At 60.6% G+C, this 20,550-nt stretch carries 21 protein-coding genes; 12 read left to right on the forward strand and 9 right to left on the reverse strand.

Features of this window, described 5'->3' with window-relative positions; genetic code table 11:
* The first annotated feature begins 17 nt into the window (after nt 1-17).
* Together FHT97_RS17045 and FHT97_RS17050 are read left to right on the forward strand one after the other, a co-directional pair.
* Nucleotides 18-746 (forward strand): Bax inhibitor-1/YccA family protein, encoded by a 729-nt coding sequence (locus FHT97_RS17045; protein WP_183863734.1) that lies wholly within the window; start codon nt 18-20, stop codon nt 744-746.
* 106 nt (nt 747-852) lie between these two features.
* A complete protein-coding gene (locus FHT97_RS17050; protein WP_183863735.1) occupies nt 853-1,410 on the forward strand; it encodes a GNAT family N-acetyltransferase in 558 nt (185 codons plus the stop codon).
* A 5-nt stretch (nt 1,411-1,415) separates the two neighbouring features.
* Here FHT97_RS17050 and FHT97_RS17055 read toward each other — a convergent pair whose 3' ends face one another.
* The 3 genes from FHT97_RS17055 to acnA all read right to left on the reverse strand — a co-directional run bounded on the left by FHT97_RS17055 (nt 1,416) and on the right by acnA (nt 5,843).
* Nucleotides 1,416-1,817 (reverse strand): DUF2794 domain-containing protein, encoded by a 402-nt coding sequence (locus FHT97_RS17055; protein ID WP_183863736.1) that lies wholly within the window; start codon nt 1,815-1,817, stop codon nt 1,416-1,418.
* A 364-nt stretch (nt 1,818-2,181) separates the two neighbouring features.
* Complete coding sequence (locus tag FHT97_RS17060) at nt 2,182-2,919, reverse strand: thioredoxin family protein (protein ID WP_183863737.1); 738 nt, start codon at nt 2,917-2,919, stop codon at nt 2,182-2,184.
* A 233-nt stretch (nt 2,920-3,152) separates the two neighbouring features.
* Nucleotides 3,153-5,843 (reverse strand): aconitate hydratase AcnA, encoded by a 2,691-nt coding sequence (acnA, locus tag FHT97_RS17065; protein ID WP_183863738.1) that lies wholly within the window; start codon nt 5,841-5,843, stop codon nt 3,153-3,155.
* A 258-nt stretch (nt 5,844-6,101) separates the two neighbouring features.
* Here acnA and ccmA point away from each other — a divergent pair, with 258 nt between their 5' ends.
* Genes ccmA through FHT97_RS17090 form a run of 5 tightly spaced genes read left to right on the forward strand, consistent with a single transcriptional unit; the run spans nt 6,102 to nt 8,983 of the window.
* On the forward strand, nt 6,102-6,746 hold the full coding sequence (ccmA, locus tag FHT97_RS17070) for a heme ABC exporter ATP-binding protein CcmA (RefSeq protein WP_183863739.1): 645 nt from the start codon (nt 6,102-6,104) through the stop codon (nt 6,744-6,746).
* A complete protein-coding gene (gene ccmB, locus FHT97_RS17075) occupies nt 6,743-7,402 on the forward strand; it encodes a heme exporter protein CcmB (protein WP_183863740.1) in 660 nt (219 codons plus the stop codon). The genes ccmA and ccmB overlap by 4 nt, the downstream gene beginning before the upstream one ends.
* Before the next feature lie 47 nt (nt 7,403-7,449).
* The gene (locus FHT97_RS17080) at nt 7,450-8,211 is read left to right on the forward strand and encodes a heme ABC transporter permease (RefSeq protein ID WP_183755145.1); all 762 of its coding nucleotides are present in this window, start codon (nt 7,450-7,452) and stop codon (nt 8,209-8,211) included.
* A gap of 2 nt (nt 8,212-8,213) precedes the next feature.
* Complete coding sequence (ccmD, locus tag FHT97_RS17085) at nt 8,214-8,381, forward strand: heme exporter protein CcmD (RefSeq protein ID WP_183863741.1); 168 nt, start codon at nt 8,214-8,216, stop codon at nt 8,379-8,381.
* The gene (locus FHT97_RS17090; RefSeq protein ID WP_183863742.1) at nt 8,378-8,983 is read left to right on the forward strand and encodes a DsbE family thiol:disulfide interchange protein; all 606 of its coding nucleotides are present in this window, start codon (nt 8,378-8,380) and stop codon (nt 8,981-8,983) included. Before ccmD ends, FHT97_RS17090 begins: the two co-directional genes overlap by 4 nt.
* Here the strand turns inward: FHT97_RS17090 and FHT97_RS17095 are convergent, their stop codons facing one another.
* The 5 genes from FHT97_RS17095 to dapF form a co-directional block, all read right to left on the reverse strand.
* Nucleotides 8,984-9,571 (reverse strand): DUF2585 domain-containing protein, encoded by a 588-nt coding sequence (locus FHT97_RS17095; RefSeq protein WP_183863743.1) that lies wholly within the window; start codon nt 9,569-9,571, stop codon nt 8,984-8,986.
* Nucleotides 9,568-10,212 (reverse strand): septation protein A, encoded by a 645-nt coding sequence (locus tag FHT97_RS17100; protein WP_183863744.1) that lies wholly within the window; start codon nt 10,210-10,212, stop codon nt 9,568-9,570. Before FHT97_RS17100 ends, FHT97_RS17095 begins: the two co-directional genes overlap by 4 nt.
* Before the next feature lie 64 nt (nt 10,213-10,276).
* Nucleotides 10,277-11,866 carry a signal recognition particle-docking protein FtsY gene (ftsY, locus tag FHT97_RS17105; protein ID WP_183863745.1) on the reverse strand — a complete coding sequence of 530 codons (1,590 nt, stop codon included), beginning with the start codon at nt 11,864-11,866 and terminating at the stop codon, nt 10,277-10,279.
* Between the two features lie 15 nt (nt 11,867-11,881).
* Nucleotides 11,882-13,156, reverse strand: a complete 1,275-nt coding sequence (gene mtaB, locus FHT97_RS17110; RefSeq protein ID WP_183863746.1) for a tRNA (N(6)-L-threonylcarbamoyladenosine(37)-C(2))-methylthiotransferase MtaB — start codon at nt 13,154-13,156, stop codon at nt 11,882-11,884.
* Nucleotides 13,153-14,058, reverse strand: a complete 906-nt coding sequence (dapF, locus tag FHT97_RS17115; protein ID WP_183755138.1) for a diaminopimelate epimerase — start codon at nt 14,056-14,058, stop codon at nt 13,153-13,155. The genes mtaB and dapF overlap by 4 nt, the downstream gene beginning before the upstream one ends.
* 205 nt (nt 14,059-14,263) lie before the next feature.
* On the opposite strand from dapF, the gene FHT97_RS17120 reads away from it, so the two are divergent.
* Entirely contained in the window at nt 14,264-16,222 is a 1,959-nt protein-coding gene (locus FHT97_RS17120; RefSeq protein WP_183863747.1) for an elongation factor G, read from the forward strand.
* Here FHT97_RS17120 and FHT97_RS17125 read toward each other — a convergent pair whose 3' ends face one another.
* On the reverse strand, nt 16,223-17,227 hold the full coding sequence (locus FHT97_RS17125; RefSeq protein ID WP_183863748.1) for an MBL fold metallo-hydrolase: 1,005 nt from the start codon (nt 17,225-17,227) through the stop codon (nt 16,223-16,225).
* 304 nt (nt 17,228-17,531) lie between these two features.
* Between FHT97_RS17125 and ffh the strand changes: the two genes are divergently transcribed.
* From ffh to rimM, 4 genes are all read left to right on the forward strand, one after another.
* Nucleotides 17,532-19,100 carry a signal recognition particle protein gene (ffh, locus tag FHT97_RS17130; protein ID WP_183863749.1) on the forward strand — a complete coding sequence of 523 codons (1,569 nt, stop codon included), beginning with the start codon at nt 17,532-17,534 and terminating at the stop codon, nt 19,098-19,100.
* A gap of 16 nt (nt 19,101-19,116) precedes the next feature.
* Complete coding sequence (locus FHT97_RS17135; RefSeq protein ID WP_016556656.1) at nt 19,117-19,437, forward strand: chorismate mutase; 321 nt, start codon at nt 19,117-19,119, stop codon at nt 19,435-19,437.
* Between the two features lie 49 nt (nt 19,438-19,486).
* Entirely contained in the window at nt 19,487-19,855 is a 369-nt protein-coding gene (gene rpsP, locus FHT97_RS17140) for a 30S ribosomal protein S16 (RefSeq protein WP_016556657.1), read from the forward strand.
* Between the two features lie 117 nt (nt 19,856-19,972).
* A complete protein-coding gene (gene rimM / locus FHT97_RS17145; RefSeq protein WP_183863750.1) occupies nt 19,973-20,542 on the forward strand; it encodes a ribosome maturation factor RimM in 570 nt (189 codons plus the stop codon).
* The last annotated feature ends 8 nt before the right edge of the window (nt 20,543-20,550 follow it).

Consider the following 20,550-nt stretch of genomic DNA (forward strand, 5'->3'; position numbering starts at 1 on the left):
GCTTGTAAGAGGAAACTATGGCTGACCTTCGTAATTACCAAGGCCGCGTACAGACTGGCGAGATGATCGACCAGGGCCTACGCAGCTATATGCTCAAGGTCTACAACCTGATGGCGCTGGGTCTGGCGATCACGGGTGTAGCCGCCTATCTGGGCTTCAATTTCGCCGTCCAGAACGGCCAACTGACGCAGTTTGGCGTATTGCTTTTCCAATCGCCGCTGCGCTGGGTGGTCATTCTTGCACCGCTGGCCGCCGTGTTCTTCCTGAGCTTCAGGATTAACCGGATGAGTGTTGCCGCTGCGCAGACGACCTTCTGGGTCTACGCCGCGCTGGTGGGCCTGTCGCTTTCGTCGATCTTTCTGGTCTACACACAGTCGAGCATCACGCAGACGTTCTTCGTAACGGCCGCTTCCTTCGGTGCACTTTCGCTCTATGGTTACACGACCAAGCGTGATCTCTCTGCAATGGGCTCGTTCCTGATGATGGGTCTCTTCGGCCTGATTATCGCGTCGCTCGTGAACCTCTTCCTGGCATCGTCTGCCATGCAGTTCGCGATCTCCGTGATTGGCGTGCTGATCTTTGCGGGCCTCACCGCCTACGACACGCAGCGTATCAAGGAACTGTACTACGAAGCAGACGGCGCAGATGTTGCCGGCCGCAAGGCGATCATGGGCGCACTGACCCTGTATCTCGACTTCATCAACCTCTTCATGTTCCTCCTGCAGTTCATGGGCAACCGCAAGTAAGGAACAGAGGCATATCGAAAAAGGCGGCTTCGGCCGCCTTTTTTGTTGCTAGGTCGTCCGCAGAATGATTTTTGGAGGGGTCCTTTAGTCAACGCCGGCCGACCGAATGCCCATCTCCCTCCGCGACGCTTCCCCATCCGACCTCCCTGCTATTACGACGATCTATCGAGAATCCGTTCTGAATGGTGTCGCAAGCTATGAGCTCGTCCCGCCCGAACAGGACGAGATGGCGGCGCGATTTTCCGCCATCACGGGTCAGGGCTATCCGTACATCGCCGCGATCGACGAGGGTGGCAACCTGCTTGGTTATGCCTATGCTTCGGCTTTCCGTACACGACCGGCCTATCGTTGGATGGTGGAGGATTCCATCTATCTTGGGCCTGAGGCACGCGGCCGGGGAATCGGAAGACTGCTGCTTACCGAACTTATTCAACGCTGCAGCGATCTCGGCTTTCGTCAGATGGCCGCCGTCATCGGTGGCGCACATCCGGCATCAATTGCCCTGCATCGCGCGTTGGGTTTTGAGGATACGGGTCGCCTGAAAGCGACAGGCTACAAACACGGACGCTGGCTCGACACGATGATCATGCAACGTGCCTTGGGCGAGGGCGCAGCCTCGGACCCGGATGCTTCGACCTATCCCGGCACCCTCTTCAAAGCCTGAGTCGCTTACTTCTCGACCAGCTTCAAAGCCTTGTTGAAGACCTTCAAGACCTGCTGTAACTCGTGCCCGCGCTTCAGGATGACGCCGTGGATGTTGGTAACGGAGTAGGCGCCCTGCTTGGTTGCAAGCTTCGGATTCTTCTCAATGCGAAAGAGCGGCATTTCGCCCGATCGCTTGAAAACCGAGAAGACCGCGCGGTCCTTCAGATGATCGATCGCATAGTCCCGCCACTCTCCCTCGCCGACCATGCGGCCATAGATCCAGAGAATCGCATCGAGTTCGCGCCGGTGGAATGTGACCGGAGCGGGATCCTTGCTCTGCTTGTATTCCTTGAGATCCACGACGACTGAGGAACTGCTCTCGGCTGACCGGCTTTCGCCGCGCCGCAAATCCGGCTGATCTGTCATCAGTCTCCCGGTGCCTCCACTCGTGACAGGTAAATGACAGTTTGCCTTAGCGTTTACAAATTGCAAGCAGGCGATCAGTCACATTAATCATACTCTGTGCAATCTCCCGAGCGCCGCAATTCAGTCAAAACAGCGCCTCATTTGCAAGGGAAATTCCCTCACGACTGCGCCGCGGGCCCGTTCGGACCTACGTCGCACCCGATTCGTGCATGATCTTTGCCTGATTTTATAGGCATAAAAGGTCGTGCGTGAGTTTGGCGCCAGCGCGCCAAAGGGCCCGGCTGACCGTATCGACCTTAACCCCAGCCCCGAATACGATCAGCCGGGCCGCCCCGTTTTCCATCCACAGAAGCAGATGAAACGGCTAGATGTTCTTCCCGGCCATGACGACCGTCGCTCCGAGAATCGCGGATGGATTGCCATCGGCGGTGGAGGATTGAAGTAGAATCGCGCAGCCCTCGAGGTCCGGCTTCTGCATCACGCTTGCCGGCAGCGTCAAGCTTGTTTCCTTGCCTTCCCACATACCGACCGTCTCCACATCGGCAACGCTGTTCAGGTAGGCAATCTTCTGGCCGCTGTTCTCGCCCTTCTCGACGTCGATGGTCTTCTCACGGTTGAAATAGACCATGACGACATTGGCCTTGCCTTGCCCTGCCCCGATCTTGATCTCGAGTTGGTCGCCGCGCATCTCGGCCTTCACCGGCACGGAAAGGCCCATCCCTTCGGCTGCATAGCCGTCGATCTTCTTGTTGATCGCACCGAGGTCAGCGCCGGCCACATGGTCGCGGCCGTTGATGATGACCTGCGGCGTATAGACATTGGCGCGACCCATCGTCTGCGCGTAGCCATACTGCCGCTCCGTGTTTTCCTTCGAACTCAGCGTGTCGGCCCAGCCCATGTAATTCCAGTAGTCGACGTGATAGGCGAGCGCAATAACCCCGCCAGCCTCGACGATCTTGCGAAAAACCGCATCAGCTGGAGGACACGAAGAGCATCCCTGCGAGGTGAAGAGTTCGACCACACCTTTCGGCGCATCCTGGGCAAAAAGCGGGCCGGCAAGCGCCACAGCTGCAACCACAGAAATCAAAAACCTCGCGGACATTCACTGCACCTTTTTCTTCAGTACCTGCCGCCGAGTTTCGCCGCAGGTTCCGATATCTGAGCGTAGAGATAGTGGTTCTCGATCGAAACGGAAAGTCACGAACGGGTGAGACAGGCTTCGAGGAAGTCAAGCTGAAACACATCGTCGTGAGCGCGAATTTACCGCCTCGCGTTCAAACGAAAACCGCCGGAAATCTCTTTCCGGCGGTCATTGTCATGGAAGTCTGTTAACAATCAGGCAGCGAGATCGCGCAGAACCGTCTGCAGGATGCCGCCGTTGTTGAGGTAGATCACTTCGTCGAGCGTATCGACGCGCGACAACAGCGGAACTTCCTTCACGGTGCCGTCGCCGTAGGTAATCTTGGCAATCTTCTTTTCGCGCGGCTTGATGTTCTCAAGGCCCTCGATGCTGACGATTTCGTCGCCCTTCAGGCCGAGGCTTGCCCAGGTCGTGCCCTCTTCGAAGACGAATGGGATGACGCCCATTCCGACCAGGTTCGAGCGGTGAATACGCTCGAAGGACTGTGCAATGACCGCCTTCACGCCAAGCAGGTTGGTGCCCTTCGCTGCCCAGTCGCGGGACGAGCCGTTGCCGTACTCGACGCCAGCAAAGATGACGAGCGGAACGCCCTCGGCCTTATACTGCATAGCCGCGTCATAGATCGATTCCTCTTCCTTCGACGGATAGTGGATGGTGTAGCCACCTTCCTTGCCGTTCGGGCCGAGCATGTGGTTGCGGATACGGATATTGGCGAACGTGCCACGCATCATGACTTCATGGTTGCCGCGACGCGTGCCGTACTGGTTGAAGTCAGCGACGCCGACATTGTTCTCGAGTAGGTAAGCACCGGCCGGAGACGCAGCCTTGATCGAACCGGCAGGCGAAATGTGGTCGGTGGTGATCTTGTCGCCGAAAAGGCCGAGAACGCGAGCACCCTTGATGTCCGAAATACCCGAGCCGGTCTTGCCCATGCCCACAAAGTAGGGCGGGTTCTGCACGTAGGTCGACTTGTCATCCCAGGCGTAGGTCTGTCCGGCCGGCACTTTGACGGCCTGCCAGTTTTCATCACCCTTGAAGACGTCGGCGTACTTCGTTTCGTAAAGTTCGCGAGTGACGTACTTCTGGATGAAGTCCTGCACTTCGTGCGAGGTCGGCCAGATGTCCTTGAGGTAGACAGGCTTGCCGTTCTGGTCTTCGCCAATCGGCTCCTTGGTGAGGTCCTTCTGGACCGAGCCTGCGAGCGCGTAGGCAACGACGAGCGGCGGGGATGCCAGGTAGTTCGCCTGAACGTCGGGCGAAATACGGCCTTCGAAGTTGCGGTTGCCCGACAGAACGCCTGAAACGATCAGACCCTTGTCGTTGATCGTCTTCGAGATGGGCGCGGGCAGCGGGCCGGAGTTACCGATGCAGGTCGTGCAGCCGAAGCCGACGAGGTTGAAGCCGAGCTTGTCGAGGTCCGCCTGGAGGCCGGACTTCGCGAGGTATTCGCCAACCACCTGCGATCCGGGCGCCAGCGACGTCTTGACCCAAGGCTTCGTCTTCAGGCCCTTGGCAACAGCGTTGCGAGCGAGAAGGCCGGCAGCGATGAGAACCGACGGGTTGGAGGTGTTGGTGCAAGAGGTGATTGCGGCAATCGCAACGTCGCCATGGCCGAGATCGAAGTCGGTGCCTTCGACCGCGTAGCGGTTGGAGAGCTGACCGGGCTTCTTGTAATCGGTGTCCATCGAGCCGGCGAAACCGGAAGCGATGTTTTCGAGCGGGATACGGCCTTCAGGACGCTTCGGGCCGGCCATGGCAGGCACAACGTCGCCGAGGTCGAGTTCCAGCGTATCTGTGAAGACGAGGTCCGAACCATCGCCTTCGCGCCACATGCCCTGTGCCTTTGAGTAGGCTTCGACGAGAGCGATACGGTCCTTACTGCGGCCGGACATGTTGAGGTAGTTGATGGTTTCGCCGTCAACCGGGAAGAAGCCGCAGGTCGCGCCGTATTCCGGACCCATGTTGCCGATCGTCGCGCGGTCGGCGAGCGGCATGTTGTCCATGCCAGGGCCGAAGAATTCAACAAACTTCGAGACAACGCCCTTCTTGCGCAGCATCTGCACGACCATCAGCACGAGATCGGTCGCGGTGACGCCTTCCTTGAGCTTGCCGGTGAGTTTGAAGCCGATGACTTCAGGCAGAAGCATCGAGACCGGCTGGCCGAGCATGGCAGCTTCCGCTTCGATGCCGCCGACGCCCCAGCCGAGAACGCCGAGACCGTTGATCATCGTCGTGTGCGAGTCAGTACCTACGCAGGTATCCGGATAAGCAATCGTCTCGCCGTCCTCTTCCTTGGTCCAGACGGTCTGGCCGAGATATTCGAGGTTGACCTGGTGACAGATGCCGGTGCCCGGAGGAACGACGCGGAAGTTCTTGAACGCCTGCTGGCCCCACTTCAGGAAGCGGTAGCGCTCGCCGTTGCGCTGGTATTCCAGCTCGACGTTCTTGGCAAATGCTTGCGGCGTACCGAATTCGTCGACGATAACCGAGTGGTCGATGACGAGGTCGACGGGAACCAGCGGGTTGATCTTCTCTGGGTCGCCACCGAGCGACACCATCGCGTCGCGCATCGCGGCGAGGTCGACGACGGCGGGAACGCCCGTGAAGTCCTGCATCAGCACGCGCGCTGGACGATAGGCGATTTCGTTTTCGACAGCGCCCTTGTTGTTCAGCCATTCGGCCACAGCAAGGATGTGTTCCTTCGTCACCGACTGACCGTCTTCGAAGCGAAGCAGGTTCTCGAGCAAAACCTTCATCGAATAGGGAAGCTTCGAAACGCCCGGAAGGCCATTCACCTCAGCCTTGGGCAGGCTGTAGTAGACGTAGTCCTTACCGTTCACGGTGAGCGTGGAACGACAATTAAAGCTGTCAAGAGATTTAGACACGAGAGACCCCGTTTCTGATAGCGAACACAATCGTGCGGACGCCTATGCACGTAATGCACATCAGGATGCGGGTACGGCCATTTCCGCTGTCCGCACGTGGAGCGAAGCCCATGTTCGGCGCAAGGATGAAATTCACGCCGACCGCTGGCGTGGTTGCGGGTCTTATAGATAATTTCTATGAAAGGTGCCAGAGAGTGCGTGACCCATTTCGGATTTTTTTGCATTGCGATGACTGAAAAATTAAACCACGGAAAAGTCATGCATCTTGAGGCTGCCAATCTGGCTGCGCGCCGGGGCGAAGACCTGATTTTTGAGGGGCTTTCATTCGGCCTGGAAGCAGGCCAAGCGCTGGTTTTGACTGGTAAAAATGGATCGGGAAAGTCAACTTTGCTGCGCGTCGTCGCCGGTCTCCTCCGTCAGGAAAGGGGTACGGTGAGCTTTACCGATTCGCATGGCGACACACACAAGCGCGTTGGAGAAATCAGTCACTATCTCGGCCACCGCAATGCGATGAAAAGCGAACTGACCGTTGCTGAAAACCTCGAGTTCTGGCGCCGCTTTCTGGGACAGATGCACGGCCCCTCCGTTTCCATCGATGAGGCCGCAGCCGCGGTCGGGCTCGAAGGGATCACCCACCTTCCTTTCGGCTATCTCTCGGCTGGCCAGCAAAGGCGCTTTGCCTTCGCCAAGCTGCTGATCGCCTACCGGCCGGTCTGGATCCTCGATGAACCGACGGCGGCGCTCGACACAAGCGGCGACCGCCTCTTTGCCGAGCTCATCGAAGCGCATCGGCGCAATGGCGGCATCGTGCTTGCTGCGACCCACCAGCCCCTTGGCCTAGAAGGCGTGCAGGAACTGCGGATGACGGGGTTTGCTCATCCCGGATCAGGAGTGTGGGCATGACCGCACTTCTGCTGCGCGACCTCAAGATCTCCATCCGCGCCGGCGGCGGTGCGCTGGTCGGCGTCCTCTTCTTCCTGACCGTCGTTGCGGTCATTCCCTTTGGTGTCGGACCCGATCTCGCATTGTTGTCCCGTATCGGCCCGGCCATCGTCTGGATCGGAGCTCTGCTTGCGGCACTTCTCGGCCTCGACCGGCTATTCCAGGCCGAACGCGACGACGGCTCGCTCGACCTCATGCTGATGCAGGAGACCCCGCTCGTCCTGACGGTGCTGGTCAAGTGCCTGGCGCACTGGATCGCCACCAGCCTTCCGCTCGTCATTGCCTCGCCGCTGCTTGGCCTGTTCATGAACATGAGCGAGACGGCGATCGGCGCGACGATGCTGACACTGCTGGTCGGTTCACCGGCGATTACCTTCATCGGCGCGGTTGGCGCGGCCGTCGCCGTTGCCTTGCCGCGCGGCGGACTGTTGGTCTCGATCCTGGTCCTGCCACTGACCATTCCGGTATTGATCTTCGGCGTCAGCGCTACTTATTCGGCGGTCGAGGGGCCGTCGCCCTTCCTGCCACCGTTTCTGATCCTGATCGCGCTAACACTGTTCTTCGCCGCTATCGGCCCGGCCGCGGCGGCATTGGCGCTGCGCAACACGTCGGATTGATGGAGCGCTCGATTGCGACAGAAGGCATATCGCGGTAAGGAAACGGCATGAGTGAAACGAGCCTCGCCATCACGAAATTCAGCGATCTCGCCAACCCGACGCGGTTTCTGGCGCTGGCTGCACGCATCCTTCCCTGGATGGCCGCTTTCACGGCCCTCTGTTTCATCGTGGGGCTGTATCTCAGCTTCACGACCGAAGGCGACTATCAGCAGGGCGAGACGGTTCGCATCATGTATATCCACGTCCCGGCCGCCTGGCTTTCCATGATGGGCTATACGATCATGAGCCTCTCGGCGATCGGCACGCTCGTCTGGCGCCACCCGTTGGCGGATGTATCGGCCAAGGCCGCAGCCCCGCTGGGCGCCGCCTTCACGCTGATTGCCCTCGTCACCGGCTCTCTCTGGGGCAAGCCGATGTGGGGTACGTGGTGGGTATGGGACGCAAGGCTAACGTCCGTCTTCATTCTGTTCCTGATGTATCTCGGGCTTATCGCGCTCAATCGCGCAATCGACGAGCCGTCCAAGGCCGCACGCGTCAGCGCCGTGCTGATCCTCGTCGGCTTCGTCAACATCCCGATCATCAAGTTCTCCGTCGACTGGTGGAACACATTGCATCAGTCCGCAAGCGTCCTGCGTCTCGACGGCCCGGCCATCGATCCGGAATTCCTCCGGCCGCTGCTGGTGATGGCCGTGGCTTTCACCGCGCTCTTTTTCACCCTGCACATCATGGCCATGCGCAACGAAATCTGGCGTCGCCGTGTCGCCGCCCAACGCCGTATGGCAGCCCGGCTCGCGAGCCGCGAGGGATAGCCATGACACACGCTTTCTATGTTTACGGCTCCTACGCCTTTGCAGCGCTTGTGACAGCAGCCGTGACGCTGTGGACCTGGGCCGACGGTCGCGCTCGCCGTAAGGAACTTGCAGCCCTTGAGGCTTCCGGTATTCGCCGCCGCTCGGCGCGCGCAAAGGATGGCGAATGAGCCCCACGCCTGAAACGAACCCCGCCAAGCGCGGTTTCGGACGCTATGCCGTCGCCTTGATCCCGTTGGCGGTCTTTGCCGTCATTGCCGGCACTGCGGCCAAGATGCTTTACGATCAGGATGTCCATGGCAAGGATATCTCGGAAATCCCCTCAGCCCTCATCGGCACGAAGGCACCGACTCTCAACCTGCCGCCGCTCGAAGGCGCCAACCTGCCCGCCCTCACCGACGGTGCGATCAAGGGCAAGCTGACGCTCGTCAACGTCTTCGCCTCCTGGTGCATCCCCTGTCGCGAAGAGCATCCGATCCTGAGGGAACTCGCGAAGGACAGCCGCCTTAACGTGGTCGCCATCAACTACAAGGACAAGAACGACAACGCGCTTCGCTTCCTCGGCGAACTTGGCAATCCCTTTGCCGCTATCGGCATCGACCCCAAGGGGCAGGCCGCGATCGATTGGGGTGTCTACGGAATTCCGGAAAGCTATCTCGTCGCCCCTGACGGCACAATCCTATACAAACGTGTAGGCCCGTTCGACGACATCAGCCTGAAGGAAGGTCTGTTGCCCGCTATGGCAAAGGCCCTTGGCAAGCCCGCTTCCTGATCAGATCGCGCTTTGCCAGGTCTTGACCGCCTCGACGGGCCAGACCAGCATCAAGACGTTGAGCGTCAGGTTGTCGCGGATCAGGTAGCCGGTCAAAAGCTCGAAGAAGATCGCTATCGCCACCGTCAGCGCCACCGGCGCGCGCGATGCGAAGATGAAGCCGACAACCATGAACACGGTGTCCATCGCTGAATTGATGATGCTGTCGCCGTAATAGTCGAGCGAGATCGTCGCCGAGCGGTAGCGATCGATGATGACGGGCGAGTTCTCCAGCAGCTCCCAGCCGGACTCGATGACCAGCGCCAACAGCAGGCGTGTCGCAAACGGCTTTCCGCGCAGGACGAGATGCGCCACGCCGTAGAAGATGAACCCGTGGATGATATGCGATGGCGTGTACCAGTCCGACAGGTGCTGGGAATTGCCACTCGACTTGACGACGCCTTCCCACAGCTTGACATAGCCGCAGGTGCAGATCGGCGTGCGGCCCATCAGATACTCGGCAACCACCTGCGCCAGCAGAACCAGTAGGCAGGCTGCGAACCAGAACGTCTGATGGCGAACCCTTGTCTGCGCCTCTGCAACCGTCACTTTTCGGCCTCTCCAGCCGGCGTTACCGTGTGCTTCATGATCAGTGGCATCTGCGCCATCGTGAAGATGATGGTGATCGGCATCGTTCCCCAAACCTTGAAGGCGATCCAGAAGTCATCGGAGAAATTGCGCCAGATGACTTCGTTCAGCACTGCGAGAAAGAGGAAGAAGATGCCCCAGCGAACCGTCAGCTTGCGCCATCCCTCGGCATCGAGCTGGAAGGCCGCATTGAAGACGTAGCCGAGCAACGACTTGCCGAAAGCCAGGCCGCCAAGCAGCGAAACGCCGAAGAGCGCGTTGACGATGGTCGGCTTCATCTTGATGAAGGTTTCGTTCTGCAGGTAGATCGACAGCGATCCGAAGATAACGACCACGATTCCCGACACGAACGGCATGATCGGCAGGTGCCCGAGCACGACCTTCGAAACGATCAGCGAGACCACGGTCGCGGCCATGAAAAGGGCCGTTGCCACGAACAGCGGTCCGCCAAGCTCCGAGAGAACAGGAAAACGCTCGACCAGCCACGCGCCGCGCAGGTTGGCGAAGAAGAAGATCAGCAGCGGGCCAAGCTCCAGCGCCAGTTTCAGCATCGGGTGATGCCTGTCGGCCGCGCTTGGGGTGATATCGCTCTCTGTCGTCATTCTATCTCAAATCCGTTTGTGTCACACGAGACGCTTGCCCGTGTTTGTCGGCATATCTGTGGCACTATTGGCCGAGCCCGGCAATGGCGTGCGCGAAATCCTCGGCCTCGAACGGCTCGAGATCATCGACGCCTTCGCCGACGCCGATGAAATAGACTGGTAGCTTGTGCTTGGCGGAGATCGCCACGAGGATACCGCCGCGGGCCGTGCCGTCGAGCTTCGTCATGATCAGCCCGTTGACGCCTGCGACATTGCGGAAGATCTCGACCTGCGACAGCGCGTTCTGCCCCGTTGTCGCGTCGAGCGTCTGCAGCACCGTATGCGGCGCGTCCGGATCAAGCTTGCCGAGAACGCGAACGATCTTCTCAAGTTCGGCCATCAGCTCCGCCTTGTTCTGAAGACGGCCGGCGGTATCGATGATCAGCACATCGCACTTCTTCGCCTTGGCCTGCTCGAAAGCGTCATAGGCGAGGCCTGCGGCATCCGCGCCGAGCTTGGTGCCGATGAACTCCGACTTGGTGCGATCGGCCCAGATCTTCAGCTGTTCGATCGCAGCGGCGCGGAACGTGTCGCCGGCTGCCACCATGACCTTCAGCCCGGCGCCCGACAGCTTCGCCGCGAGCTTGCCGATCGTCGTGGTCTTACCAGTACCGTTGACGCCGACGACAAGGATGACATGCGGCTTGTGGCTGAGGTCCAGCTGCAGCGGCTTGGCGACAGGCTTCAGCACTTTGGCGATCTCGCTTGCCATGATGCGGCTGACATCCTCTCCGGTGACGTCCTTGCCGTAGCGCTCGGAGGCGAGCGTATCGGTGACGCGCATCGCCGTCTCGACGCCGAGATCGGCCTGGATCAGCAGATCCTCGAGATCTTGCAGCGTCTCGTCGTCGAGCTTGCGCTTGGTGAAGAGCGCCGCGATCTGGCCGGTGAGCTGCGACGACGTGCGGGCAAGGCCGGCACGCAGACGCTGGAACCAGGAAAGTTTAGGAGCAGGAACCAGAGGCGCTGCCTCGGAAGCCACGGGACCTGTCGCAAATCCCTTTGGAAGAACCGGCGCGGCCGAGGCATCATCGGAAACGGCATCGTCTTCGATCGGAGCAGATATCTCTTGATCGGCGGGAGAGAGTTCATCCGTGATGGGCTGCTGCTCAGCATCAGCGTCCGTTTCAAGCTCTGCGGCCGGCTCGTCGGTTTCGGCAGCGTATACTACCTGCGCAACGTCGTCCTCTTTTGCCTGCTCGCCGGTTCCCGGCTGCAGGGAAGCAGCAACAGCAACCGCCTCTTCCGGCGCGCTTTCGGCGGGAGTAACGACCTCGGTTTCGGCCTCGAGCAGCGACAGCGGCACAACACCTATATCGCTCGCCTGCATCTCGGACGGCAAGACCTCGGAAACGTCTTCCTCGACGGGCACGAGCGCTTCGGCCTGCTCGGCTAGATCCTCGATCGGAGCGTCCTCACCTACGTCTTGGGCAGGACCGCCAGCCGTATCCATCTCCTCGGCCAGAACGGGGTCGGCGGCAACAGGAAGATTTTCCTCACGCGAGTGCGGCTCCAGTTCGGACTCGACTGCTTTCGTCTCGACCGGCTCCGGCGCCTGCTCTTCCTCCGGCTTTGGGCCGAAGGTGAAGACCTTTTTGATGAAATTGAACGCCATGAGGATTCCGTAAACTCAGGCCGCGTCGGCGGCCGTCAATTGCATGTCGAGGTGTTTGCCGTTGTGCCCGGTGATCACAGCCTGCACGAAGCTTCGGGGCGCCAGTCCGGCCGCTGCGACAAGCGTGAAGTTCTCGGTATGCGCCAAACCGTTGTTTTCCACCAGCAGCCATTGCCGCGTTCCGACCATTCCGTCGAGATGGGACTGATGCAGGCGATGTCCAGTGGCGCGAAGCCGCGCTGCCCGCTCCTTGACCAGCGCGCGATCGAGCTGCGGCATCCGCGCGGCGGGCGTCCCCGGCCGTGGGCTGTACGGGAATACGTGAAGATGGGCGATACCGGCCTTTTCCGCGAGCCGCTCGGCATTGGCGAACATCTCTTCGCTCTCTGTCGGGAACCCGGCGATCATATCTGCGCCGAAGCTCATCTCAGGCCGCAGGCGGCGCACGTCGTTGACGAAGGCCAAGGCGTCCGCGCTGGAATGGCGGCGCTTCATTCGCTTCAGGATCATGTCGTCACCATGCTGCAGGGAAAGGTGAAGATGTGGCATGAACCGCTCTTCCTCGGCGATCAGGTCCAGCAGATGCTTGTCCGCCTCGATGCTGTCGATCGACGAAAGCCGCAGGCGGCGAATATCGGGCACCTGCTTCAGAAGCGTCTTCGCGAGCAACCCGAGCGTCGGTTCGCCGGGTAGGTCAGCGCCGTAACTGGTCGCATCGACCCCGGTCAGAACGATCTCGCGGTAGCCGCTTTCGACGAGCTTGCGCGCCTGGTCGACGACCGCTCCCATTGGCACCGAACGCGAATTGCCCCGACCATAGGGAATGATGCAGAAGGTGCAGCGGTGGTCGCAGCCGTTCTGGACCTGGATGAAAGCCCGCACGTGACCATCGATGTGCTTGACCATCTGCGGCGCTGTCTGGCGCACGCTCATGATGTCGTTGACGCGTAGCTTCTCTTCCGCCGAAACACCAAAATCCGGCAGAGCGCGATAGGAAGCGCTCTTCAGTTTTTCCTCGTTGCCAAGGACGGCATCGACCTCTGCCATGTCGGCGAAGGTTTCCTTCTCCGTCTGGGCCGCGCAACCTGTCACGATGATGCGGGCATGAGGATTGTCGCGCCGCGCGCGACGGATTGCCTGGCGAGCCTGACGCACGGCTTCACCGGTGACGGCGCAGGTATTGACGAGGATGGCATTGTTGAGCCCGGCCTTTTCAGCCTCCGCCCGCATCACTTCGGATTCGTAGGTATTCAGACGACAGCCGAAGGTGATGACTTCGACGCCGCTCACCGCGCTTCCGCTCCCGGCGCCGCATCGCGCGACCACGAACCCGTCGCCGGATCGAGCGTGCCGGACCATTCCCATTCGGCGGGCCCCGTCATGATCACGTGGCCATCGCGTTCGCGCCATTCGATGTTGAGTATGCCCTGATTTGGGCTGCTTGCGACCTTCACCGCCACTTCGCGTCCGGTCCGTCCGGTGCGAGCGGCGGAAACAGCCGTCGCACAGGCCGCAGAACCACAGGCAAGCGTCAGTCCCGCTCCCCGCTCCCAGGTGCGCGTCGTAATCGAACTGGGAGAGGTCACCTGCGCCAGCGTGATATTGGCGCGCTCCGGGAACATCGGATGGTTTTCAAGCAGCGGTCCAAAGCGGCCGAGATCGAACGACATCGGATCGCGGTCGATCCAGAAGATCGCATGCGGATTGCCCATCGAGGCGACGGAAGGCGAATGCAGGACCGGGTTGTCGATCGGCCCGATCTGCAGCTCGATGCGGCTGGTATCATGGAATTCTTCGGCAAGCGGAATCTTATCCCACTCGAAGACCGGCTTGCCCATATCGACGGAGATCGTCCCATCATCATGCTCGACGGCATTGAGGATGCCGGCCACCGTCTGGAACGTGAAAACCTTCTTGCCGGTTTCCGAAGCAAGCGCCTGTACGACGCAGCGCGTGCCGTTGCCGCAGGCTTGTGCCTTCGAGCCGTCGGAGTTCAGGATATCAATCCAGGCATCCGTGCCCGCTGCTTTCGGATCGTGGATCGCCATGATCTGGTCGAACTGCGTGTCGGGTGCGGCATTCAGCGCGATCGCCGCGGCCGGCGTCACCTTGTCGGCACGACCGCGCATGTCAACGACGAGGATCTTGTTGCCAAGCCCGTTCATCTTCGCGAATTCGACCGTTGCGCTCATAGTGTCATGTCCGTCTCTGTTTGGGCTGTATATGGCGGAAATGCATGGGAATTACCAGTGGGTTGACTGGCGTGGCTTCAGCTACACATTGGCAGAAGGAGATAGCCAGACTTCATATTTAATAATGACTGCAAATATCTAGCGCTTTTCGCCGCTTCGAGGCATTCTTGCTCTCGGATGGTGCTTTTGGCAGGGAGGATCGCCGATGCGCTGCTTCACGGTACTTGGGCCCTCGCAGACGGGAAAGACGACGCTCGTCACAAAGCTGGCCTCGCTCGAGGGAACGCCCAGAAAGTCAGCCTCTCCATATGGATCAAGCCTGACGGAGTTCGATTTCAAGGACGAAGCGTGGTGTGCGATCGACACACCCGGAGCAAACGAGGCGCTGGCCTTGGCGCAAGATGCCCTGCTCGCTAGCGACGCCTGTATTCTCTGCATATCACCAACACCCGACGAAGCGGTTCTGGTGGCACCCTATCTGCGGGCGATCGAGGCGTCCGGCACGCCCTGTTTGGTCTTCATTAACAGGATGGACGAGCCGCGCGGCCGATTGCGCGACGTCATCGGCGCACTCCAGGCCTACTCAAACCACCCCCTCGTTCTGCGGCAGGTGCCGATCCGCGAAGGCGACACGGTCGTCGGCAGTTGCGACCTGATTTCCGAACGCGCCTGGCGCTATCGCGAAGGTCAGCCTTCCGCGCTGATCGAACTACCCAAGGACGTTGCCGAGCGCGAGCACGAGGCGCGAACGGAGATGCTGGAGCAGCTTTCGGAATTCGACGATTGGCTTCTCGAGGAACTCATCGAGGATAGAGAGCCGGCAAGCGACACGCTGTTTGCGATTTCCTCGCGCATCCTCAAGGAAAATCGGATCATCCCCGTATTGTTCGGCTCCGCCTCACATAGCAACGGCATCATGCGTCTGATGAAGGCGCTCCGCCACGAGGCGCCGCCGGCAACAGCGCTTCGAACTCGGCTTGCCGCCTCTTCCGCTGCGGACGAAGCGACACTTTCAGCCGTGAGTTTCCACGCCTACCACAAGGCCAATGTTGGCAAGACGGTCCTTGTGCGGGCACTCGTCGATGGCCTGAAACAGGGCGCCTCCCTTGGCGGTCCTACGCTGGGTCCCCTGCAGGAAGCCGGCAACGGAAAACCGATCAGCGGCCCTGTGCAGGCCGGCAGTATCTTTGCCGCTCTGAAATCGGACCATCTGCCCGTGCCCGCATTGCTGACGCAAGCCGGAAGCCTCGAGCCCCCCGACTGGACAACACCGCCGACACCGATGCTGGAGAGGATCCTCATTCCCGGCAGCGAGCGCGACGAGACCAAGCTCTCGGCGACGCTTGCAAAGCTGGCGGAAACCGATCGCGGCTTGAAGGTCATGCAGGAAGAAGGAACCGGCGCGGCGCTGATCTGCGCCCAAGGGCCCGTTCACCTGCGCGATCTCCGCAAGACGCTTTCCGAGGTTTTCCGGGTCGAGGTTTCGGAACGCGCACCCAACCCGGTCTACCGGGAGACGATCTCCAAGCCCTCGGACGTCCATTATCGACACCGCAAGCAGACAGGCGGCGCCGGGCAGTTCGCGGATGTGCAACTCAGCGTCAGGCCGAACGAGCGCGGCCACGGGTTTACGTTTGCGGAAAACGTCAAGGGCGGCACCGTGCCGCGAAACTACATCCCGGCTGTCGAGGCCGGCGCCCGCGAAGCGATGGAAAAGGGGCCGCTCGGCTTCCAGGTCATTGACGTCGATGTCACCTTGACGGACGGCCAGTATCACTCGGTCGACAGCTCCGACTTCGCTTTTCGGACCGCCGGAAAGATGGGGGTCAAGCAGGCGCTGTCGCAGGCGTCAGCCGTCCTCATGCAGCCCGTCGTCAGGGTGGAAATCCATATCCCCTCGGTCTACTCAGGCGGCATGGTGACACTCGTTTCTTCGCTCAAGGGACAGGTGCTCGGCTTCGACCGCGACGAGAACGCCAAGGGCTGGGACATCTTTCGAGCGCTGGTACCGGGTGGCGTGCTTGACGATCTCGCCCGGTCGCTCAAGTCCGCAACGCAGGGCATCGGCCATTTCTCCAAGACCTTCGATCATTTCGAAGAGCTCTACGGCAAGGAAGCCGACAGCATCATCAATGCGCATGGTTCAGGCGCCCAGACGCACTGATCATACCGGCGGCACGTCGAAGACCTCACCTGCCCGGAGCGGCCGGAACCGATCCGGGGATATGCCGTGCTCGATCATCGCTGTAGTGAGCGCCTTGACCGGCGCATCGACCGACTCGTCCGTCAGCTGGAATGTGGCGAAGTGGTGCCCGGCAACATAGGCGGCATTGGCAAGCTTCATTCCCATGACCGCTTCATCGGGATTTTGATGCTGGCCCTTCATGAACCAGCGCGGCTCATAGGCCCCGAACGGCAGGATGGCGAGGCGAAAGCCATCATGTTCCTGCTGGGCGGCCTTGTAGTTGACCCCGCCATGAAAGCCCGTATCGCCGATGTGATAGATCTTCCCGGCCGGCGTCGCCAACACGAAGGCAGCCCAGAGCGCCATGCGACGATCCCCGGTGCCGCGCGCCGACCAGTGGTGGGCGGGCTCCGCGTAGATATTGATCCCCGCAAGCGAGATGCGCTCGCCCCAGTCCATCGCCGTCACCTGTATGGTGGGGACGGCACGGCGAATGATCGTATCGTTGCCAAGCGGTGTGACGACATGCGGCCGGTGTTTCGCCTGCAGACGGCGAAGCGTCGCAACGTCGAGGTGATCGTAGTGGTTATGCGAAACGAACACGAGATCGATCGGCGGCAGATCGTCGAACGCTATACCGGGCGCAACGACGCGTTTAGGCCCGGCGAAGGCAAAGGGGCTGGCTCGATCGGACCAGACGGGATCCATCAGGATGTTCAACCCCGCGACCTGAATTAGCATAGTCGCATGGCCGACCATCGTTACCCTGATGTTCTCGCCAGCGACACGCAAATCCGGCTTGGCTGGCTGGAACGGGCTCGGTACCGACTTCGGCCAGCGATCCCGGCCGCCGCCGAACTGCCATCGCATCAGATCTCTGAAACCGAGAGGCTCGATACCGTCAGGATTGAAGAAATGCGTACCGTCGAAGTGATCGGAGACCGGACCTTGATAATAGGGATTGCGTCGTTTGGCCGTGGGCATGCAAGAGCGTTTCCGTTGAAGGAAAAGCAGATCTGGGATCGGGCGCGCGGTTTTGAAAGGCCGAAACGCCGTCTTTTCTCGGCTTTGCCTTGACTCGCGCCGCTTTTTCCTGTTTACCGCCGCTCAATCTGCGACGAGCTTCAAGACTCGAGCCACCGACCGGGACCCGCAAAGGTATAAATCGATCCCGGAGGTCCACACCCGACAGCGCGATGCGCCCTCGGGTGGTTTTTGGCTATGCGTCTTGTTTTCGTCAAGGAAAAGCACAAGGTTTCCGTCTCCAGGAAATCACAAGGAAGAGCCGATGTTTGAGAACCTCCAGGACCGTCTTGGATCCATTCTGAATGGACTGACAGGCCGTGGCGCGCTTTCGGAAAGCGATGTTTCCGCAGCGCTGCGCGAGGTTCGCCGTGCGCTTCTGGAGGCTGATGTCGCGCTTGACGTGGTGCGCGGCTTTACCGATCGCGTCCGCGAAAAGGCCGTCGGCGCCGAGATCCTGAAGTCGATCAAGCCCGGCCAGATGGTCGTCAAGATCGTCCATGATGAGCTGATCGAGATGCTCGGCGGCGAAGGCGTGGGCGTCGACCTGCATGCCGTTGCCCCCGTCGTCATCATGATGGTCGGTCTGCAGGGCTCGGGCAAGACGACCACGACGGGGAAGATCGCCAAGCGTCTCACCGATCGCGAGAAGAAGAAAGTGCTGATGGCGTCGCTCGATACGCGACGTCCGGCCGCCCAGGAACAGCTGCGCCAGCTCGGCGTGCAGACAAACGTTGACACGCTGCCCGTGATCGCAGGCCAGTCGCCGACCGATATCGCTGCGCGCGCCGTACAGGCCGCCAAGCTCGGCGGCCATGACGTCGTCATCCTCGACACCGCCGGCCGTACGCATATCGACGAGCCCTTGATGGTCGAGATGGCCGACATCAAGAAGAAGTCGAACCCGCATGAAATCCTGCTGGTCGCGGATAGCTTGACCGGTCAGGATGCCGTCAACCTAGCGCGCAGCTTCGACGAACGTGTCGGCATCACCGGCCTGGTGCTCACCCGCATGGACGGCGATGGCCGTGGCGGTGCCGCCCTTTCGATGCGCGCCGTTACCGGCAAGCCGATCAAGCTCATCGGTGTCGGCGAGCGCATGGGCGAACTCGAAGAGTTCCACCCCCGCCGTATCGCCGACCGCATTCTCGGCATGGGCGACATCGTTTCGCTGGTTGAGCGCGCCGCCGAAAACATCGACGCCGAAAAGGCGGCGGCCATGGCCGCCAAGATGGCCAAGGGCAAGTTCGACCTCAACGACCTCGCCGACCAGCTGCGCCAGATGCAGAAGATGGGCGGCATGGGCGGCATCATGAGCATGATGCCCGGCATGGCCGGCATGAAGGACAAGATGGCTTCGGCCGGCCTCAACGACAGCCTGTTCGGTCGCCAGCTCGCCATCATCGGTTCGATGACCAAGGCCGAGCGTGCCAACCCTGACATACTCAAGCATTCGCGCAAGAAGCGCATCGCTGCCGGCTCCGGCACCGACGCCTCCGACATCAACAAGCTTCTGAAGATGCACCGCCAGATGGCGGACATGATGAAGATGATGGGCGGCAAGGGCAAGGGCGGCCTGATGAAGCAGATGATGGGTGGCCTTGCCGGCAAGATGGGTCTTGGCGGCCTCGGCGGCGGCATGCCCGATCTTTCGAACATTGATCCCAAGCAGCTCGAAGCGCTCCAGAAGCAGGCTGAAGCTGCCGGTCTAGGAAAGCCGGGCGGCGGGCTGCCCGGTCTTGGCGGCGGCGGTTTGCCGGGTCTGGGCGGCGCCAAGCTTCCGGGTCTCGGCGGTGGTTTCCCGGGCCTTCCCGGCCTGCCCAAGAAGAAGTGAAGGGGTCGCGTAGACAATGATTGATCCTGAAATCAAAGCCCAGCTTTCGAACTATCGCCAGTCGATCGACAACATCGACGCCGCGCTGGTCCATATCCTGGCCGAACGTTTCCGCTGCACCAAAGAAGTCGGCGTTCTCAAGGCCAAGTACAAGTTGCCGCCGGCCGATCCGGCGCGCGAAGAATACCAGATCGAACGCCTCCGCCATCTGGCGAAGGATGCCAATCTGGATCCGGATTTCGCCGAGAAGTTCCTGAACTTCATCATCAAGGAAGTCATCCGGCATCATGAGCAGATCGCTGCAGACCACGCCGAAAACGGCGCCGCAGCAAAATGAACCATACCGCCGGATCAGGCGGTCCAGAAAAGTCCAAGGAGTAAAGAAAATGGCACTGAAAATTCGTCTCGCACGCGGTGGTTCCAAGAAGCGCCCGTACTACCACATCGTTCTCGCTGACGCCCGTTCGCCGCGCGATGGCCGCTTCCTCGAAAACCTCGGTTCCTGGAATCCGATGCTCGCCAAGGACAACGGCGCTCGTATCACCCTGAACAACGACCGTATCAAGCACTGGCTCGATCAGGGCGCACAGCCGACCGACCGCGTTCTGCGCTTCCTCAACGAAGCCGGCCTCGCAAAGCGTGACGCCAAGAGCAACCCGGAAAAGGCAAAGCCGGGCAAGAAGGCTCAGGAGCGCGCTGCTGAAAAGGCTCAGAAGGCCGCCGACGCTGCTGAAGCTGCTGCTTCCGCAGAATAATCGGGGACTTTCCCTTATCGAACGGGCGGCATGGCGACATGCCGCCCGTTTTCGTTTCCATTCCGCCGCACTTCGTTTAAGAGAAGCCAAGATTTGCGGCTTCATGTGAAGGACGTCATGGCAAAGCTTGAAAATCCCGTTCTGATGGCAACGATCGGTGGCGCCCAGGGCCTGCGCGGCGAAGTGCGCGCCAAGGCCTACACTGCCGACCCGACGGCCCTCGGCGACTATGGCAACCTGCACAGCCTTGATGGCCGTACCTTCGAAATCCTCGACATCCGGGAAATGAAGAACGTCGTTGTCGTCCGCTTCCGCGGGATTAACGATCGCAATGCTGCCGAGGAACTGAACGGACTGGAGCTCTATATCGAGCGCGACAACCTGCCGGACGAGGAACTGGAGGAAGACGAATTCTTCTACGCCGACCTCGAGGGCCTGGAAGCGCTCGACGACCAGGGCGTCAGCTACGGCACAGTGACCGGCGTTTTCGACTTCGGTGCCGGCGACCTCCTGGAACTGAAGGGTCCCGGCAAGCGCCCCGTGTTGATCCCCTTCTCGGAAGCCTCGGTTCTCGATATCGACCTCGAAAGCGGCAGGATCACCATCGATCCCTTGGCTGCCGGTCTCGTCGATACCGAGGATGACAGCGCGAAATTCACGCCAGACACGCCGAAAAAGAAGAAGTGAGGCGGTCG

This window comes from Rhizobium sp. BK399, assembly GCF_014194695.1.
Taxonomy (GTDB): domain Bacteria; phylum Pseudomonadota; class Alphaproteobacteria; order Rhizobiales; family Rhizobiaceae; genus Rhizobium.

Bases quoted from the DNA above. Each gene is read 5' to 3' on its own strand.
- FHT97_RS17090 (WP_183863742.1), top strand. From the start codon at position 8,378: ATGAGCCCCACGCCTGAAACGAACCCCGCCAAGCGCGGTTTCGGACGC.
- ccmB (WP_183863740.1), top strand. From the start codon at position 6,743: ATGACCGCACTTCTGCTGCGCGACCTCAAGATCTCCATCCGCGCCGGC.
- FHT97_RS17060 (WP_183863737.1), bottom strand. From the start codon at position 2,919: ATGTCCGCGAGGTTTTTGATTTCTGTGGTTGCAGCTGTGGCGCTTGCC.
- FHT97_RS17100 (WP_183863744.1), bottom strand. From the start codon at position 10,212: ATGACGACAGAGAGCGATATCACCCCAAGCGCGGCCGACAGGCATCAC.
- FHT97_RS17045 (WP_183863734.1), top strand. From the start codon at position 18: ATGGCTGACCTTCGTAATTACCAAGGCCGCGTACAGACTGGCGAGATG.
- FHT97_RS17135 (WP_016556656.1), top strand. From the start codon at position 19,117: ATGATTGATCCTGAAATCAAAGCCCAGCTTTCGAACTATCGCCAGTCG.
- FHT97_RS17080 (WP_183755145.1), top strand. From the start codon at position 7,450: ATGAGTGAAACGAGCCTCGCCATCACGAAATTCAGCGATCTCGCCAAC.
- ftsY (WP_183863745.1), bottom strand. From the start codon at position 11,866: ATGGCGTTCAATTTCATCAAAAAGGTCTTCACCTTCGGCCCAAAGCCG.
- FHT97_RS17125 (WP_183863748.1), bottom strand. From the start codon at position 17,227: ATGCCCACGGCCAAACGACGCAATCCCTATTATCAAGGTCCGGTCTCC.
- ccmD (WP_183863741.1), top strand. From the start codon at position 8,214: ATGACACACGCTTTCTATGTTTACGGCTCCTACGCCTTTGCAGCGCTT.
- ffh (WP_183863749.1), top strand. From the start codon at position 17,532: ATGTTTGAGAACCTCCAGGACCGTCTTGGATCCATTCTGAATGGACTG.
- FHT97_RS17050 (WP_183863735.1), top strand. From the start codon at position 853: ATGCCCATCTCCCTCCGCGACGCTTCCCCATCCGACCTCCCTGCTATT.
- rpsP (WP_016556657.1), top strand. From the start codon at position 19,487: ATGGCACTGAAAATTCGTCTCGCACGCGGTGGTTCCAAGAAGCGCCCG.
- rimM (WP_183863750.1), top strand. From the start codon at position 19,973: ATGGCAAAGCTTGAAAATCCCGTTCTGATGGCAACGATCGGTGGCGCC.
- ccmA (WP_183863739.1), top strand. From the start codon at position 6,102: ATGCATCTTGAGGCTGCCAATCTGGCTGCGCGCCGGGGCGAAGACCTG.
- FHT97_RS17055 (WP_183863736.1), bottom strand. From the start codon at position 1,817: ATGACAGATCAGCCGGATTTGCGGCGCGGCGAAAGCCGGTCAGCCGAG.
- dapF (WP_183755138.1), bottom strand. From the start codon at position 14,058: ATGAGCGCAACGGTCGAATTCGCGAAGATGAACGGGCTTGGCAACAAG.
- FHT97_RS17120 (WP_183863747.1), top strand. From the start codon at position 14,264: ATGCGCTGCTTCACGGTACTTGGGCCCTCGCAGACGGGAAAGACGACG.